Consider the following 16,205-nt stretch of genomic DNA (forward strand, 5'->3'; position numbering starts at 1 on the left):
TCAAATTAATCTCTTCTCTGTGTTAATCCGTGTAATCTGTGGTGAGTTTTGAAACAGCCCCTGTCAATGACGACTTCTCTGCAATCATCTCTGCCTAAAACCCTTCAATATTCAGCAACCACTTCCACACAGGTACAACATCTATTAATATTCCAGCAATCTCTACTGTCCTTTCGTTGTCATAAGTCACTATAATGAATTTCTCCACATCAAAGCTATTTGCGATTTTTACCAAAGCCTTAGTTTCTCGCTCAAAAGTAGAGCTATCGGAAATACTAAACGAAGCTTGCACAGCCATCTTCTGCGACGGAAGATAGAAGTCCACCTCAACGTTCTTATTATAATAAGATAGTTCTTCATTACCGTACCGCTTCATCAGTGCCAACGCCACGATATTTTCCAATAGCTTAGTCTCCGGATCTGCCAAAAAAACATTCAGTAGCCCGTTATCACAAAAATATCGCTTTTGAGATATCTCACGATCACTCAACGAGTCCGTAAAATTAGAGATACCAAAAACAAGATAGGCATCTTTCATATATCCAATGTAATCCGCAATCGTATTTCGGCTCACCTTAGCTCCTGCAGAACTTACGATATGCTGTAATCGACTTAAAGCTATTGGCTGCATTACACTTTCGGCCATTTTTTTAGCAAGCAAACGGATAGCATCCGCATTGCGGATCTCATTCCGGCTAATAATATCCCCTAGAAGAATCTTTAAGTATAATGAGTTTATCCAACTTCTTTTATCTCTCAAATCAAATGTTTCAGGAAATCCGCCAAAGTGAAAGTAATCATCAAAGAGCTTTGCAACTGTAATCCTCTCATCAGAATATTCCCAATTTTTAGAAAGCTTGACTCCCTTGTAGGTCAGATATTCCGAAAACGAAAATGGGTAAACCTCCTTGATGATAAATCTGCCTCCAAGTGTTGTTGCAATATCCCGACTCAACATTTTAGCATTACTTCCGGTAATGTATACTCTATATTTGGAGTCTGCTAAACGTCGGGCAAAATGTTCCCATCCTTCAATATTTTGTATTTCATCCAGGTATATCAATGGCCGTTTATTTTCGTATAATTCACGATACGACTCAAGAAGTAGATTTAGCTCCTCCATTTGAATGGAGGATATTCGCTCGTCCTCAAAATTGATGTATAAGATATCTTCAATAGTCGCTTTGCCGGATTTTATCATTGATTGAATATGTTGGAACATCAAATATGATTTTCCGGCACGACGAAGCCCTACAAAAACATAGTTGCAGACTTCCTCCAAAAAGATGGGTCTTTCTACTAATTCAGTCGTAGCAATCTCCTGTTGCTTTTCACTGATTATGGTTTTAATGATTCTCTTTTCCATGAAATCGCTCTTTATACAGAGCAAATATAAGCAATTTCCGTCAGTATACAAAGCATAAAAGCAATTTTCTTAATACGACCATGCGTCTTATATCATCCTGAGGGAGGATATCCCTCCTTAGCTAGAATCAGAACTCTTTTTCACCACAGATTAACAGATCACACAGATGTGTAATATTCAGATTATCAATCAAATTAATCTCTTCTCTGTGTTAATCCATGTAATCTGTGGTGAGTTTTGGCTCTATTATTCAACCGAAACGATCGGTCAGTTATCAGAGCAGTCCCTGCCCTCCTATCACTCCGGCAATGGCGCTTGCCACAGCTATGATCACCTTTAAAAGGATATTCCAGCTATTCTTCTTCATCTGTTTATCTGATTAAACTTATTATGCAGTCGGATCATCCACAATGTCTCCATCACCATTTCCAGAGCCATTACCGCCCGAAGTGCCGATACTGCCTATCTTCTGAAACTCAACACCCTGAAGCAAAGCACGGGTAGTGCCAATAGCGGCAGGCCGGGTATATTCCGGTGTGAAGTGACAGAGAAGAGCTCCCACCTGGTTCGGATTGACATCCTCCTCTTTGTCTACTCCCCTCCCCCGGCTACGCGCCTTCATCGTAAAAGTACCCAACCCTTCCAGGCGTACCGTCTTACTGTTCAATAACTCGCTGCGCATTGCCGTCATTAAGTTCCGGACCACATTATGCACATCACCCGGGGTCAATGACGACTTCTCCGCAATCATCTCTGCCAGTTGCTGGGTGGACACCGTTTTACCTATCTTCACCAGATTCAAATGCCACTTCTTGTCACCGGCCTTAGTTGCCATGGTCGATTGCACTGCTTTATAAAATAAAGTCATATTCCTATATCTCCTTTTTTTTAATGTTACTACTACTGATTTTATTCACATTTCGTTGATCAACATTGCAAAGGTGAACATTTACAAGAAGATGACAAAGGGAAATAGGGCTTCCGGAACCGATCCCTCATGGAAAGTTACAAGTATCACATTATCAACAGTTTCAACGCACGTACAAAACCTAATCCTACACCGGCTTTCTCTGACAGATCCACCTGTATTAGTCCGGTTTCCCTACGCATTTGTTTTACGTATTCTGTTATCGTTTGATTTTCCATATTATATCCGTTGGGGCACAAGTATAATAAAAGACTCCCACTTTTATACCCGATATGGTATAAAAGTGGGAGCACAGCATTTATTTATACCCCAACGGGTATACTTTTACATATCTTGTCTGATCGTATCTACTACTCTCCTGATATCTTCATCTGTCAATGTCGGTCCTGAAGGCAGACAAAGCCCGATATCGAATAAGTGTTCACTCGTACCGTTTCCATAGAATGGAGCATCTACAAATACAGGCTGAAGATGCATAGGCTTCCATAACGGACGAGTCTCTATATTCTCAGCATCCAGTTTCAAACGAATGTCCTCACGAGTCTTACCGGCAACACTCGGATCAACCAGAATACAAGTTAACCAGAAATTTGAATCAAACCTCCCATCAGAGTTTTGAAGAACCGTTATACCGGGAACGTCCTTAAGCAGCTCCGTATAAAGAGTATGTATAGCCCGTCTTCGGGCAACATGTTCATCGAGGACAAACATCTGCCCACGACCGATACCCGCACAAATATTACTCATCCGATAGTTGTAACCGATGTGGGTATGCTGATAATGTGGAGCGGCATCACGAGCCTGCGTCGCATAGAACTTTGTTTGCCGGGCCTCTTCCTCCGTGCGACAAATCAGAGCACCTCCACCGGAAGTGGTAATCATCTTATTCCCATTGAAAGAAAGCGCTGCCAGTTCGCCAAAGGTTCCACATCTCTGTCCGTTCAATTCCGAACCCAACGCCTCGGCAGCATCTTCCAGAACCGGAATCCCATAACGACCGGCAATCTCCATGATCTCGTCCATCTTAGCAGGCATGCCATAAAGGTGAACCGGAATAATCGCTTTCGGAAGCTTACTCGTCTTGCGCAAACGATCCTTTATGGCCTCCTCGAGCAATACCGGATCCATATTCCAGGTATCCTTCTCACTGTCCACAAAAACAGGTTTGGCCTCCAGATAAGAAATCGGATTGGCAGAGGCGGCAAAAGTAAAACTTTGGCAGATCACTTCATCACCGGGCTTCACATCCAGAAGAATCAAGCCCAAGTGAAGTGCAGCCGTTCCAGCACTCAAGGCCACCACATGGCGGTCTTCATGTAAATATTCGACCAAAGATAGCTCAAAAGCATCCACGTTAGGTCCCAAAGGAACAACCCAGTTCGTATCAAAAGCCTCTTTTATAAAGTCTTGCTCACGGCCACCCATGTGAGCAAGCGAAAGCCAGATTCGTTTGTTCATAAATAATATAATATTTAATTCATTGCTTTTTACCTCGATTACGCCATACGTAATAAGGAACAAACAACCAAAAAAGAAACAATCTCATGAATTAAAATAGAGAATCGTACTTCCCCAAGAATAACCAACACCAAAACCGGCAATAGCCACCTTCATCTTACCATTAATAGCTCCGTCATCTAAAGCGGTTTTCAAAGCAATGGGAATGCTATTAGAAACAGTGTTACCAACCTCAGACAAGCAATAATAAAAACGTTCTTCCTCAATATGTATCTTCTTTCTTAGAAAGTTCAACATATATTTATTAGCCTGATGAAAAACGTACAGATCTATATCATCTTTAGCTAAACCGTTCTTAGACAATACATCATCAATAAGAGGAGGAACATTATCCAATGTGAAGGTAAATATCTCAGCCCCATTCATGTATAAATAATCAGATGAAACAGGATTATTATTCTCATCAAACGACAAATCGCATCGCTTTTCAGGAATACGCATGCCACCAGACCGCACTATCAAATTATCGGCTCCGCTACCATCCGTCCCCAAACTAAAATCACCGATTTCCGAAATCCCGTTTGTACTGATCACAGTAGCCGATGCAGCATCGCCAAAAATAGTTCTATTACCTTTATCTTTGGGATGAAGATGTTTATTATATGTTTCGCCTGTCAACAAAAGGACTGAGTTTGCAACACCACATGATATCAAACCTTTCGCCAAAGACAGACCATAGACATATCCTGAACAGCCTAAATTGAAATCAAGTGCACCGATATTACGACGCAAACCTAATTTATCTTGAATAATACAGGCAGATGTAGGTAAAAAATAATCTGGACTCTGAGTACAAAATAGAACATAATCTATTTCATCCCGAGAAACTTCACCTTTGCCCAAAAGACGTTCTGCTGCCTTTATTGCCAAATCGGAGGCCGTTTCATTTTTTGAAGCGACATGTCTCTTATTTACGCCCACCTTCCGGGCAATCTTTTCAACACTCCACTCAGGAAAATCTGTAACGATATCTTCATTGCTCACAACATCGGCAGGAAGATAATAATCTATTTGTTTTATATATGCTTTTCTTACCATTACAATTTCTACAATAATGTATATCCGCCGTCTATCAGAAGGTTAGTACCCGTCACCCAAGAGCTGGCATCAGAAAGTAAATAAACCACAGCATAGGCCACTTCTTCCGGTTTACCATATCTACCCAGAGGATAACGTTTGGCATCCTCGGACAATTGATCGTCTGTGATCACACCATCCTCATAAATATTCGTATCGATCATCCCGGGATTGACACTGTTTACACGTATACGTTTAGAAGATAACTCAAGAGCCATACCTTTTAAGAAGCCATTAATTGCTCCTTTAGATCCGGAATACAGACAACCGCCAACCGAGGAAACATAAACTCCGGATATAGAAGAAATGAAAACAATAGAGGCATTCTTATTGATTTTTTTTCGTCTGACTAACTTTTGAGACAGAAGAACAGGAGCCTTATAATTCACATCCATGATAGCGCTTATATCTTCCGAAGAAATAAATTGAAAAGGCTTTGGAATAGTAAAACCTGCACATTGGACAACACCATCAAGCTTTCCTTCAAGAGAGTCAACCAAATTGTCGATTTGGTCGGCAGAAGACAAATCTGCAGTTAAAGCGGTATGATGATTACACTGATCCAAAAATGATAATGTTTCCAACAGGCGCTTTTCGTTACGTCCTGTAAGATGCAGGTGTGCGCCCATACGGGAACATTCTATTGCTATGGCACGTCCAATCCCAGAAGAAGCTCCTGTTATAAGAATGCTCTTATTTTCCAATGAAAAAGGAGAATACATACTTACTGGCGGCTACGTACAATGTTATATAAATCCTGAATTGTTTCAGACAACTTAATGTCATCACCTTTTATACGAATACCATATTCTTCGTCTACCATCGCTATAATAGATAATGACATCAAAGATGACCACTCATCCAATGATTTGAAACAAGTATCGCCCGTAAAATCATTCACGTCAGTTTCATCAAACTGCTCCGAGAATTTCAAAATAAAATCATTTAAATCCATATTACATTTAATATATTATATACTTTTAATCCTTTATGTTAATACTCTACTTTCAAAGCCGGACTTCCAACATAGGTAAACCCGTCCTTTGTCTTCTTTATAATCAAGCTGTTAGCTCCAACGACTGTATTATTTCCAATAACAATCTGCTGAAGGACAACAGATGAAACACCAAAGAAATTACAATTACCTATTTTTACCTCACCCGATATTTTGGTAGCGGGCATCAATGAATTGAAGTCTCCCAATACTGAATCATGCCCAACAGTAACTCCAACGTTCAATACATTAAAATTACCGAAGTGTACATTACAACTTAGCCAACAGTTCGAACAGATCAAATTTCCTTTACCCAAAGTAATGTTTTCTTTATCCAACAATAGAACATCCGGAGCTATGATATTGGGAAAATCGATTAAAGGATTGGTGATTGAGGATACCAAGACAGATACCACCTGGGGATTACCAATAGCAATCACTACAGAAAGCATTTCGGAATATTGATTTAACTCTTGTAATCCTCCCAGAATTTTTCCATATCCTGTTTCATAACCGGTGATTTTTCCATCGTCAAAAAAACCAACCAAATCCCAAGTAGGGGTTATATTGTTTATGTGTCTCAACATGCAAGCCACTTCACGGCCAAACCCACCGGCACCATAAACTGCTATCTTTTTCATAAATACTAATTATTACCAGTGAAAGGCTCCATCGTAACAGAAGTATCAGAACTGATACCCTCACGCACAAAAACCTTTTTAATGGTCAGAACAAAAATTTTCAAATCAAGTAAAAACGAACAATGATCTACGTACCACACATCCAACTCAAACTTCCTTGTCCATGAAATAGCATTACGCCCATTTACCTGAGCCCAACCGGTTATCCCGGGACGGACTTCATGCCGACGAGCCTGTTCTTTATTGTATAAAAGAAGATATTGAGGTAACAACGGACGGGGACCAATAAAGGACATATCACCCTTCAAAACATTAATCAACTGTGGAAGCTCGTCAATCGAAGTAGAACGAACAAATTTACCAACCTTCGTTAATCGTTTATCATCCGGAAGTAAGTTTCCTTCTGCATCACGTTCATCTGTCATAGTTTTAAATTTGATGACTTTAAAGATTTTACCATGCCTTCCGGGCCTCTCCTGAAGAAAAAAAAGACATTTTCCATTATTAGCAAAACACAAAATAATGGCTATAATAAGCAACAGAGGAGCAAGAACAATTAGCACACAAAAAGCAACAAAGAAATCCACTAACCTCTTTGTAAAATTATAATACGTATTCATTCTAATGATTGATATTCTTTTAATAACGCTTCCCAAACTTTATTTTGTTCATATCGGCTTACAACCATGGGACGAGCCTGCTTTGCCATACTCAACACTTCCCTATCCTTATGTTCATAAAACCATTTCATTGTTTCATACAATAATGTTTCATCTTTAGGTTTTATTATTTTTCCATTAACTCCATCTTCTATTATTTCATTACAGCCACTAATATCCGTCACTATAGCTGGAAGTCCCATTGCCCCAGCTTGAAGAACTACATTAGGAAACCCTTCTCGATAACTCGGGAAAGTAAGGACATCTGCAGCTGCAAAACAAGGGCGTACATCTTCTTGAAAACCCACAAAGGAAATAGCCTCATGATTATGTATTAATTGATAAGTATTTTCTTCTAGTGGATCTAATTTAGAATCAAATGAACCAACAAGCAACAAACGAATTCCAGAATATCGTTGATATAATCTAACAAAAGCATGAATTAATTCATTTATACCTTTATCTTTCACTAAACGGCCGACAAAAATATATGTAAATGAATCACTCATAAAAATATCAGCACTCAATATGACACCACGAGATCGCTGGAAATATTCTATATCAATACCATTAATATTACCATTAAGAATTACATGCAAAGTTTTATTGGTAATTTTTTCTGCTAACAAAGTTCGCTTTACTCCCTCACCTTCAGGTATCACTTTCGTTGCACACCAACATGTAATTCTTTCCATAATCATAAGTACATAACGCAATGTCCCAGTGGTTGTTTCGAACCTTAAACCAGTTACGGTATAAATACGATTTGGTACCCTTGTAATCCAGGCTGCTATCATTGATAGCAAACTTGCCTTTGGCGTATTAGTGTGAACAATATAAGGACGTTCTTTAATAAATAGCGCAATTAATATTATTAAAGATTGAATATCGAAAAATAAATTAATTTCGCGTTTCATTGGTACATCAATGACCCTTACACCTTCTCTCAATGCTACGGAAGTCAAATACTTATTACCAGACGCTACTCCAACAACATCATAATAATGATTAAAAAAATTCAGTTGTCCTTTTAACAATCCAAATAAACTATCTGAGATAGTTGTGATTCGAAGCAATTTACGTTTCATTATATGTAAGCACTCACTGTACGTCTATAATGCCCTAAGAGATATTACAGCACACATTGAGCTATCTTATTGATTAAACTTTAAGTTATTTTGTAATATTTACAGGTAAAAGTGACGCATAATCCGTCCCGCCACCGATGGTATCGCTCCATTAGCCATCAAGGCTTCACTTGTGCGGGCAGAGAGCATGTTAAATCCCTTTTCAGACTGACAAATAAGTCATTATAAGAATCAACCATCTTCTTTATGTCATACATCTGAGCGCGTTCCCAACATTTATCTGCTATCTGTTTATAAAAATCCTTATCTTCTGCAAGCCTTTTAATAATAGAAGCGAGTTCTTTGTCATCTCCATGTGGGAAAAGTAGTCCATATCCGCTTACGACCTCCCTTAAACCGTCAACATCACTTGCGATGAATGGCTTGCCGACAGACATCCCCTCCACGTTTGACAGAGAAAGACCTTCAAAATGTGAAGACATCACTACTATATCTGCTGACTGTAAGACTTCAGGTATGTCAGCTCTTATTCCCATAAGCTTAACAGTTGATTCAAGATTGAGTTCTTTAATCAAACACTCTAACTCTGGACGGCGTTCTCCATTTCCAACAAGCCATAATTCAAATCTATTTTCGTCAAGATGACTGAATGATTTGATGAGCGTATCTTGATCCTTTTGATACCTAAATCCAGCCACCATCACAACAGTCGTTTTCTCACTTCGTATGTATTCAAGAGGCTTTGCGTCATAGAATTTTTGTACATCTACGCCATTGTAAATAGTACATACGTTTTTCAACGAAGGATGAAACGCCTTAAGGTTTTCCTCTGCTTGATTGGATATACAAATCACTTTGCTATATCGTTTATACATCCATCTGTCGATAGGAGCATACCACTTCCAATTGCGTCTGCGATTGGAAGTGGTATGCTCGGTGGTGACGAGCAGCACCGAGCATACCATGCTGCCTATGGCAGCAAATAGCTGTGGAGCAGTGTTATGTGTATGTACTATATCATAGTTTCTCATCATCTTTACCAACTTGAGAATCCCAAGGGGATTATAGACATTACAGTTTTTACTGAAGCTATAGACCTTAATGCCAGCCTCTTCGAGAGATTTCTTGAAATGTGTTTCCACTCCATCGAAAGCCAGCACATCCACTTCATGCCTCTTGTCTCGCAGCAATGGAGATATTTCAGAAATGAGTTTCTCCGCTCCACCTATTTGAAGGGAAGTTATTACCTGTAGTATCTTCATAATCAGTCTTCTATAAGTCTGACATATGAGTTAATAAAATTATCTTTATCAAATAATGTTTCAGCAATTTGTCTGCTATTTATACCCATTTCAATAATTTGGTTTTGTGTTAGCTGAAAGAATTTACAAAAAGCGTCACACATGGAATTTACATCTGTTGGGGCAAACAGGAAACCATTAACCCCATCATGTACCATTATGTGGTTGTCACTCACATCACTACACAAAACAGCCTTTCCACAACATATATATTCTGAAATGGAATTTGAAAATCCTTCGTATAAAGATGGTAAGCACATTGCATGGAACTGATTCATATAATCAGCGACGTTACTCACAGCTTCCTTTACTTTAAACACATCTGCAATATGATACTCTTCAATCAATTGATGTATGTGAATAGAGCCTTTTATGAATTCTCCCTCTTTCTTATCACCATACCAATATACGCAAAATTGCCTATCTGAAAAAGTCTTTAATTTTGAGAGCATAAAACAGAATCTCTCGTAGTTCTTTTGAGGAAAAAGTCGTGCAAATACACCTATTTTGATAACTTCAGTGCTTTTAGGAACAGGCTTTACCGAATACTCTTCTACATCTGTATAGTTTGTGATTGTTGTTATACGGTCTTTCCATTTTTTATTTAGTCCTTTAAGATATTTTGCCTGTGTGTGACTATTTGGGACAACATGGTCAGCCCTGTTGTATAGTATGTTGTAATTGATTATCTCGCGAAAGCTAGGAACTATCGTCGTATTTCTTTCACTCACAATAATCTTAGGCTTTCTTGTTATAAAAAGGGGGAGCAACAATATGAAATTTGGCACAGACCTATAACTGATGATACAATCAGTCTTATGTGTAAAAAAGAATTTTGAGATAATCAATTGCTTAATGATATTGTTCTTCCCATCAACATTGAGGAGAATTCTCTTTATTCTTTTATCTAGGACATAATGGTCTGGAATGTTGTTGTATGTTACAATAGTAACATCATAACCCTTTTCTGCCAAAAGGTTTGAGAGAATTGTCAACTGGTGCTCAGCTCCCCCTCCTGTTAGGTTCGAGGTAAAGCAAGTAATTCTTTTCATTTCTCTTGCCTTTCAATCTTTACTACTTTACCTGAATGAGTTGTACGTTTTTCCTCTGGTGGTAACTCCATATATGATTCATAAAGTCGTGTTAAATATTTGTCATACTCTACAAAACCTTGGAAATATGAATCCTCAAACGAATAATATGAATTGTTTCCATACCATTCCGTTGGTATAATTTCTTTTTCTTTCCAACGTCCATAAAGATTCCCTAAATAATTACCTGGTGAAAGTGCGTGAGCTTTTCTCTCAATATAATTATATATCGTTTTTTTAGAAAAAGGTATAAAGAATCTAATTATTCTCTTAATAAACTCTTTTTTCTTACTATCATTAGCTGCACGTGTATATATTCTCGCATATTTATCAACAAGCCACAACAGGTTCTTAACATCGTGATTGTGAGGATCACAGCTGTCGAGAGGGAATATATCGATATTTAATCCAAAGAAATCTTGTATTTTGCCGTAATACTGATTATTTTGACACTTGGTTGTTGTATCTTCTATTTTATAAAATGGTAGTGTTATGTTCCTTGAATTATAAATTGTACGGCATTTATATTTAGAAGGCAAATCCCGTTCAAATATTTCAATAAGAGTATCAAAATATTTTCTCGGCACCCCAAAATCCATATCATCATCCCAAGGTATGAAACCTTTATGACGAATAGCCCCCAACATGGTTCCTCCTAACATATAATATGGAATATTGTTTTTTCTACAGACTGCATCAAATGCTTTTGCTATTTCAAGTAAATGATGATGCAGTTCTTCAAATGTCAATTCCTTTATAACCTTTATCATTTTATCTCTTTACTATTTAAAGTTATAGCCACCATTCACCTCTATCAAACTGCCATTTATAAAAGGATTGTCTATGCAAAATCTGAATGCATCAACAATCTCATCAATAGTAGCAAAACGGTGAATAGCTGTCTTCTTATATATGTTTTGTTTAATCTCTTCCGGTTTTTCTTTCTGCCATGGTGTCTCCACAAACCCAGGGACAATGGTATTTACCGTTGTTCCTGTTCCCTCAAACTCCTTCACAAGATTCTTACAAAGGGCATGAACAGTCGATTTGATGACACCATAAGCCAAGACCATTACATGGGGATGTACACCCATCTGCGAGCCTGTGAAAAGGATACGACTGCCATCGGGAATGATAGGGAACAACTATCGACACATAATATAATGCGAATTGACAGTTACTTCCATCATCATATCCCAATCCTTATCGGTATATTCAGTAAATGACTTACGTATGCTCATACCTGCATTGCAATGCAAACAATCCAAATGATCTGTCTTGCTTTTCACATAATTGATGAACCTATACACTTCCTCACGATTCGTCTGATCGGTTTTGATAGCTTTGAAGTTCGCAACATGTTCTGTGAAATCTGGACCAATGTATGTTGCAAAAACATAATATCCTTTGCTAACTAACATCTTGGCAACACCTAAACCCATTCCAAAAGTGCCTCCTGTTACAACTGCGTATTTCATGCGGCTCTCCTTTCTGCAAACGATTCGCTCTTTAATTGTAAAACAATATGGTAGAAGTAAAAAATTTCTATTTCACTTGTGCAGTTGGGTGTGGGAGGGGTAATCGTTCTGATTTCATACGATTCAATTTATATTCATAACTGTGTCTTCCCTCTTCTCTAAAGTCAGCTTTATAGCGTGCGAGCACTTGCTTGAAGATTTCCTCATACTGAGGGATGAATAAATCATCCTTTGCTTCGAGATGTTCAATAATCTCGTTTGCCAATGCTTCTGTAACAGAAAGGTCTGTCTTCCCATTATTGAAACTCGTGCCCCTGATAGAACCAGGGGAAACATTTAGTATGCGATTAGTGCTTCCGCCCTTCTCAAGCTCGACATTCAGACTCTCAATAAAAATCTTGAGTGCAGCCTTTGTCGCACCATAAACGGCAAAGAAAGGTGAAGACATAAAGCCAGCAATGCTTACCATTACGCCACAACGAAAATCCTCTTTTCCTACGAGCTTGTCCATGAAATGATGGATGATTCTTATTGGAGCCACAGCATTCACGCTAAAAGAACTTGTTATGTGCTGCTCAGCAATATCCTTGAAGAGGCTCGGCTTTCCAAATCCAGCTGTTATCATAAGGGTATCTACATCTTTAAAGCTATCAAATATTGAGTAATCTTCAGTAATAAGGTCAAACTGTATGCTCTCAAATTTTTGATTCAAATATTGCTCTGCAATAAGGGCTTTATCAACAATATAGACCCTTTCGCAATCTTCACGATTTGACAATTGGGTTGCAATAGACAAGCCAATGCCATTTGCACCTCCAACAATTAATGCTTTTCTCATATTTCATTAAAATTATCTTTCTTATTGAATTTCTCTATTACCTCAGCTATAGCAATACTCTCTCTCCGACGGAGTTTGTATGAACTCTTGCGATGATTCACAATCATTGACATAAACTCCTGTATCTCATAGCGGAGTCCTTCACCATCATAGCTGTAGAAATACTTCTTGTTCTTTGTCTGGTCTTCATATCGAATCTCAAAGAAGTCAGTTAGCCACCATGGAGCAGGAACATATACATAACCCTTCGTGCCAGAGATAATCATATTACCCTCAGTCTTCACTCCAATACCCAAAGTCATTGAAGCAGTTGCGTGTGGATAGCAGATGTTTGCCTTTGTATATATATCAACTCCATTCTCTACTTTTGAGTAAAAGTCCACCTTGGTATAGTTCTTTCCTAACAGCTTCACGATAGCCATCATGTTAAGCGGGGCATGCTCGTTCATCGCTCCACCTGCCAGAGAAGCATCGAGTTCACGAGTGGGAGCGTCAACCATCTTTGAGAGTGATGTCTTTACATCTACCACATCACCAATCACTCCACTCTTTACCAACGTCACAAGATGATTGAACGACGGACTGAAGGCGGTCTTGCTGGCCTCCAAGAGGACAATGTCGTGAGCCTCGGCATACTCATAAAGCTCGCGAGCCTGTTCAGAATTGAGCATAAAAGGTATCTCACAGAGCACGTGTTTGCCAGCATAAAGAGACTTTTTGGTGTAATCATAGTGGGTAAGATGGGGCGATGCCACATAAACAGCATCCACTTCCTCAAGAAAATCCTCAAAACTATCCGAAAATGGCTTTACACCAAATAATTTTCCAAAAGCAACAGCATTTTCCTTGTTGGGGTCGAAAACAGCTGTTACATTTGCACTACTGACCACCTTACTTTCAGGAACAAAACGTTTAGCTATTCTTCCTGAGCCAACAATACCAATGCGGTACACCTCTTCTGTCTGCTCTCGAAGCATAGTAGAAGAGATGCCTTCGGTACGAGGAAGATAAACAACCTTGCAATATTCGCTGAGATAGTCGAACTTACCTTTCCAATCAGATCCGATGGCGAATATATCAATATCATATCGCTGGATATCATCAATCTTCTGACCAAGATAATCTTCAATAATTACCTCATCAGCATAGCCTGTCACCTTGACTGCCTCAACGCGCTCTAAAACGTTATTGCGCACATTGAGTTTCCCTCTACCTCTGTCGAAGCTATCGCTGGTGACACCAACAATAAGGTAGTCGCCAAGTTCTTTTGCTCGACGAAGAATGTTAATATGACCCTCGTGCAGAAGGTCGTATGTGCCGTATGTTATTACTCTTGTCATTTCCTATATTACCAATTGTTGATACAGGATATCAAATTTACTAAAAAACCCTCCTTAAAATGGCTAAGCAAAATCGCTACATTTTGCTCGCCATTAATTAGATGCAACAGCAATGTTATTATACAACACAAGAAAGCGACAGTCAGTACCGACTTGTTTTTACTCTCTTTATACAAACTTACCGCTGCCACATAATTTATAAACAACAATACATGAAATAAACGTTGAACTTGGGGTGTATATATAGCAATAACTATAAGCAAAAGCGAAATAATATTTATACTAAACAATTTATTAAACAACAAAACAGACATTTCATATTGTGGATACTTAAATCTATTGAAAGAGAAGTGTTCAAAAGACTTTATACTCTTTTTTGCAATAAAATAAGATTTTATATAGATAAAGTACCCTAAGCTCAATACAAAAAAATATCTAATAGTCAAACCAATCAAACCAAATATATTTGACTCTCCTGTCAGTTGAAACTTATCATTAAGAGTATCTGGAATAGGGAGAAAAGCGATTATTTTGTATAATAATCTTGTTTGAGCAGTTACAAAAAGCACTATAAATGCAATTAAAACAACAATAGATAGAATCTTTCTATCTTTTATACAAAGAAGATTGTAAAGTATAAAAAATAAACATGATGTATGAAGAGTAGTCGCTATTACGACCAAACTAGAATACATTAGATAATCCCACTTCGACTCTCCTCTAATCAAATAAGGCAACGCAAAGATAACCACACACATTCCTGCCAGCCATCGAAATAGTTCAGCATCAGCTGTTGCTGGAAAAATCAAGAAGAGAGCTATAACACATGCAATTTTATTTGTAAATACTTTAATGGTTGACCATATAGCAAAAACTTCAAATAAGCAAATAATTGCCCTTGCTGCATCAAATGATAAACCATATTTATTACCTAACATGCAAAATAAGAAAAAGGAGGGTTCGTATCCCAACAATTCAAGAATATTGCCAGCACCTACAGTATCATAAGATTTAACATAGACTAAATAATCTTGATCTGAATGCTCAAATGCCAGCAAAAGATAAAGGGTTAACACTAACAAAATGTTGACACCTTTGTTATTGGATGTAAAAGCTAATAATAATACTATTATGATATATACAATTGTCAACTCCATTTCAAACCTTCGCTGAATATTTTTAAGAATACTACATTATATAGAAACGCGAATACTATACTGCCACAAATTAATAGAAGCCAATAAGATGTGCTTAAACCCATAAATTGAATGAGAATATTTTTGGAGATATCTATATAACTCCAATATGTACTTCCCAATATAATTAAGTAACATTATAAAGACGGCTACGAAACATATAAGAAAATAGTTGAGCAAAAAGAACTGCTATCAATAAAGCCCTAATCCAACCTTTATATACAGCCGAGAAGATATCAAAGATTTGTAATACTATGTACAAAATTATCGGAATTAAATAAGGTATGATTTTTTTGATTCTTTTACCTCACTGCTGATACATAAGCCTATAAGACAACATGGAGTACGAGACAAGCAGCTTTATATCGTATTTACTATAGTATTATCTCCTACTGAGCAAACATAAATTATCATAACAATAACAAGTAAAACACCTAAATTTAAATATTTATACGAAGAACTGAGAAGTTTATAGAGTAAAGGAGTAATAATGTATAATGGAATAATACATTCCTATCCCTGGAACTAAAAGGAAAATGTCAACACCCCAATTGCCTAACAATAATATACTTAAAACGACATCTGGCAACTGTGTGCCATCCATTCGCACATGACATAATAAAACCATAATGATGGACATTCCCATCAATAGAGTCCTATACTGACTTAAATTGCCTAAATTATATCGTA

General features: G+C 37.8%; 17 protein-coding genes and 1 pseudogene. All 18 read right to left on the minus strand.

Translation table 11 applies throughout. The annotated features are described in order from the left end of the window. Nucleotides 1-94: 94 nt before the first annotated feature. The 18 genes and pseudogenes from KO473_RS12120 to KO473_RS12205 all read right to left on the minus strand — a co-directional run bounded on the left by KO473_RS12120 (nucleotide 95) and on the right by KO473_RS12205 (nucleotide 15,476). On the minus strand, nucleotides 95-1,366 hold the full coding sequence (locus tag KO473_RS12120) for an ATP-binding protein (RefSeq protein ID WP_005775543.1): 1,272 nt from the start codon (nucleotides 1,364-1,366) through the stop codon (nucleotides 95-97). A gap of 274 nt (nucleotides 1,367-1,640) precedes the next feature. Beyond that, nucleotides 1,641-1,733, minus strand: a complete 93-nt coding sequence (locus KO473_RS12125; protein ID WP_005784981.1) for a smalltalk protein — start codon at nucleotides 1,731-1,733, stop codon at nucleotides 1,641-1,643. A 21-nt stretch (nucleotides 1,734-1,754) separates the two neighbouring features. Next, a complete protein-coding gene (locus KO473_RS12130) occupies nucleotides 1,755-2,234 on the minus strand; it encodes an HU family DNA-binding protein (protein WP_122130248.1) in 480 nt (159 codons plus the stop codon). 146 nt (nucleotides 2,235-2,380) lie between these two features. Further along, on the minus strand, nucleotides 2,381-2,512 hold the full coding sequence (locus KO473_RS23685; RefSeq protein WP_255632470.1) for a hypothetical protein: 132 nt from the start codon (nucleotides 2,510-2,512) through the stop codon (nucleotides 2,381-2,383). Between the two features lie 106 nt (nucleotides 2,513-2,618). Further along, complete coding sequence (locus tag KO473_RS12140) at nucleotides 2,619-3,752, minus strand: DegT/DnrJ/EryC1/StrS aminotransferase family protein (protein WP_101602620.1); 1,134 nt, start codon at nucleotides 3,750-3,752, stop codon at nucleotides 2,619-2,621. Between the two features lie 84 nt (nucleotides 3,753-3,836). After that, nucleotides 3,837-4,850: a 3-oxoacyl-ACP synthase III family protein gene (locus KO473_RS12145; RefSeq protein WP_122130249.1), complete on the minus strand. Its 1,014-nt coding sequence runs from the start codon at nucleotides 4,848-4,850 to the stop codon at nucleotides 3,837-3,839. An 8-nt stretch (nucleotides 4,851-4,858) separates the two neighbouring features. Next, the gene (locus tag KO473_RS12150) at nucleotides 4,859-5,611 is read right to left on the minus strand and encodes an SDR family NAD(P)-dependent oxidoreductase (RefSeq protein ID WP_032532707.1); all 753 of its coding nucleotides are present in this window, start codon (nucleotides 5,609-5,611) and stop codon (nucleotides 4,859-4,861) included. A 2-nt stretch (nucleotides 5,612-5,613) separates the two neighbouring features. Then, nucleotides 5,614-5,844 carry an acyl carrier protein gene (locus KO473_RS12155; RefSeq protein WP_008769455.1) on the minus strand — a complete coding sequence of 77 codons (231 nt, stop codon included), beginning with the start codon at nucleotides 5,842-5,844 and terminating at the stop codon, nucleotides 5,614-5,616. Between the two features lie 38 nt (nucleotides 5,845-5,882). Next, nucleotides 5,883-6,524, minus strand: coding sequence for an acetyltransferase (locus tag KO473_RS12160; protein WP_065344295.1), 642 nt, complete (start codon nucleotides 6,522-6,524; stop codon nucleotides 5,883-5,885). Between the two features lie 5 nt (nucleotides 6,525-6,529). Further along, the gene (locus KO473_RS12165; protein WP_122130250.1) at nucleotides 6,530-7,144 is read right to left on the minus strand and encodes a sugar transferase; all 615 of its coding nucleotides are present in this window, start codon (nucleotides 7,142-7,144) and stop codon (nucleotides 6,530-6,532) included. Continuing rightward, nucleotides 7,141-8,271, minus strand: coding sequence for a glycosyltransferase family 4 protein (locus KO473_RS12170; RefSeq protein ID WP_122130251.1), 1,131 nt, complete (start codon nucleotides 8,269-8,271; stop codon nucleotides 7,141-7,143). Before KO473_RS12170 ends, KO473_RS12165 begins: the two co-directional genes overlap by 4 nt. Nucleotides 8,272-8,429: 158 nt before the next feature. Then, nucleotides 8,430-9,533, minus strand: a complete 1,104-nt coding sequence (locus tag KO473_RS12175) for a glycosyltransferase (protein ID WP_122130252.1) — start codon at nucleotides 9,531-9,533, stop codon at nucleotides 8,430-8,432. A 2-nt stretch (nucleotides 9,534-9,535) separates the two neighbouring features. Then, nucleotides 9,536-10,624 (minus strand): glycosyltransferase, encoded by a 1,089-nt coding sequence (locus tag KO473_RS12180; RefSeq protein ID WP_122130253.1) that lies wholly within the window; start codon nucleotides 10,622-10,624, stop codon nucleotides 9,536-9,538. Beyond that, a complete protein-coding gene (locus KO473_RS12185) occupies nucleotides 10,621-11,433 on the minus strand; it encodes a phosphorylcholine transferase LicD (protein ID WP_005795218.1) in 813 nt (270 codons plus the stop codon). Before KO473_RS12185 ends, KO473_RS12180 begins: the two co-directional genes overlap by 4 nt. Before the next feature lie 12 nt (nucleotides 11,434-11,445). Further along, nucleotides 11,446-12,141 (minus strand): annotated as a pseudogene (locus tag KO473_RS12190) (SDR family NAD(P)-dependent oxidoreductase). Between the two features lie 67 nt (nucleotides 12,142-12,208). Further along, nucleotides 12,209-12,979, minus strand: coding sequence for an SDR family oxidoreductase (locus KO473_RS12195; protein ID WP_122130254.1), 771 nt, complete (start codon nucleotides 12,977-12,979; stop codon nucleotides 12,209-12,211). Continuing rightward, the gene (locus tag KO473_RS12200; RefSeq protein WP_122130255.1) at nucleotides 12,976-14,319 is read right to left on the minus strand and encodes a Gfo/Idh/MocA family oxidoreductase; all 1,344 of its coding nucleotides are present in this window, start codon (nucleotides 14,317-14,319) and stop codon (nucleotides 12,976-12,978) included. The genes KO473_RS12195 and KO473_RS12200 overlap by 4 nt, the downstream gene beginning before the upstream one ends. Nucleotides 14,320-14,327: 8 nt before the next feature. Further along, nucleotides 14,328-15,476: an EpsG family protein gene (locus KO473_RS12205; RefSeq protein WP_022347460.1), complete on the minus strand. Its 1,149-nt coding sequence runs from the start codon at nucleotides 15,474-15,476 to the stop codon at nucleotides 14,328-14,330. Nucleotides 15,477-16,205: the final 729 nt, after the last annotated feature.

The organism is Bacteroides sp. HF-4919, from assembly GCF_018860125.1.

What these genes read in the sequence shown, in the direction of transcription:
- KO473_RS12140 (WP_101602620.1), bottom strand. Translation starts at nt 3,752, where the DNA reads ATGAACAAACGAATCTGGCTTTCGCTTGCTCACATGGGTGGCCGTGAG.
- KO473_RS12195 (WP_122130254.1), bottom strand. Translation starts at nt 12,979, where the DNA reads ATGAGAAAAGCATTAATTGTTGGAGGTGCAAATGGCATTGGCTTGTCT.
- KO473_RS12130 (WP_122130248.1), bottom strand. Translation starts at nt 2,234, where the DNA reads ATGACTTTATTTTATAAAGCAGTGCAATCGACCATGGCAACTAAGGCC.
- KO473_RS23685 (WP_255632470.1), bottom strand. Translation starts at nt 2,512, where the DNA reads ATGGAAAATCAAACGATAACAGAATACGTAAAACAAATGCGTAGGGAA.
- KO473_RS12125 (WP_005784981.1), bottom strand. Translation starts at nt 1,733, where the DNA reads ATGAAGAAGAATAGCTGGAATATCCTTTTAAAGGTGATCATAGCTGTG.
- KO473_RS12185 (WP_005795218.1), bottom strand. Translation starts at nt 11,433, where the DNA reads ATGATAAAGGTTATAAAGGAATTGACATTTGAAGAACTGCATCATCAT.
- KO473_RS12200 (WP_122130255.1), bottom strand. Translation starts at nt 14,319, where the DNA reads ATGACAAGAGTAATAACATACGGCACATACGACCTTCTGCACGAGGGT.
- KO473_RS12160 (WP_065344295.1), bottom strand. Translation starts at nt 6,524, where the DNA reads ATGAAAAAGATAGCAGTTTATGGTGCCGGTGGGTTTGGCCGTGAAGTG.
- KO473_RS12175 (WP_122130252.1), bottom strand. Translation starts at nt 9,533, where the DNA reads ATGAAGATACTACAGGTAATAACTTCCCTTCAAATAGGTGGAGCGGAG.
- KO473_RS12155 (WP_008769455.1), bottom strand. Translation starts at nt 5,844, where the DNA reads ATGGATTTAAATGATTTTATTTTGAAATTCTCGGAGCAGTTTGATGAA.
- KO473_RS12150 (WP_032532707.1), bottom strand. Translation starts at nt 5,611, where the DNA reads ATGTATTCTCCTTTTTCATTGGAAAATAAGAGCATTCTTATAACAGGA.
- KO473_RS12180 (WP_122130253.1), bottom strand. Translation starts at nt 10,624, where the DNA reads ATGAAAAGAATTACTTGCTTTACCTCGAACCTAACAGGAGGGGGAGCT.
- KO473_RS12145 (WP_122130249.1), bottom strand. Translation starts at nt 4,850, where the DNA reads ATGGTAAGAAAAGCATATATAAAACAAATAGATTATTATCTTCCTGCC.
- KO473_RS12205 (WP_022347460.1), bottom strand. Translation starts at nt 15,476, where the DNA reads ATGGAGTTGACAATTGTATATATCATAATAGTATTATTATTAGCTTTT.
- KO473_RS12170 (WP_122130251.1), bottom strand. Translation starts at nt 8,271, where the DNA reads ATGAAACGTAAATTGCTTCGAATCACAACTATCTCAGATAGTTTATTT.
- KO473_RS12120 (WP_005775543.1), bottom strand. Translation starts at nt 1,366, where the DNA reads ATGGAAAAGAGAATCATTAAAACCATAATCAGTGAAAAGCAACAGGAG.
- KO473_RS12165 (WP_122130250.1), bottom strand. Translation starts at nt 7,144, where the DNA reads ATGAATACGTATTATAATTTTACAAAGAGGTTAGTGGATTTCTTTGTT.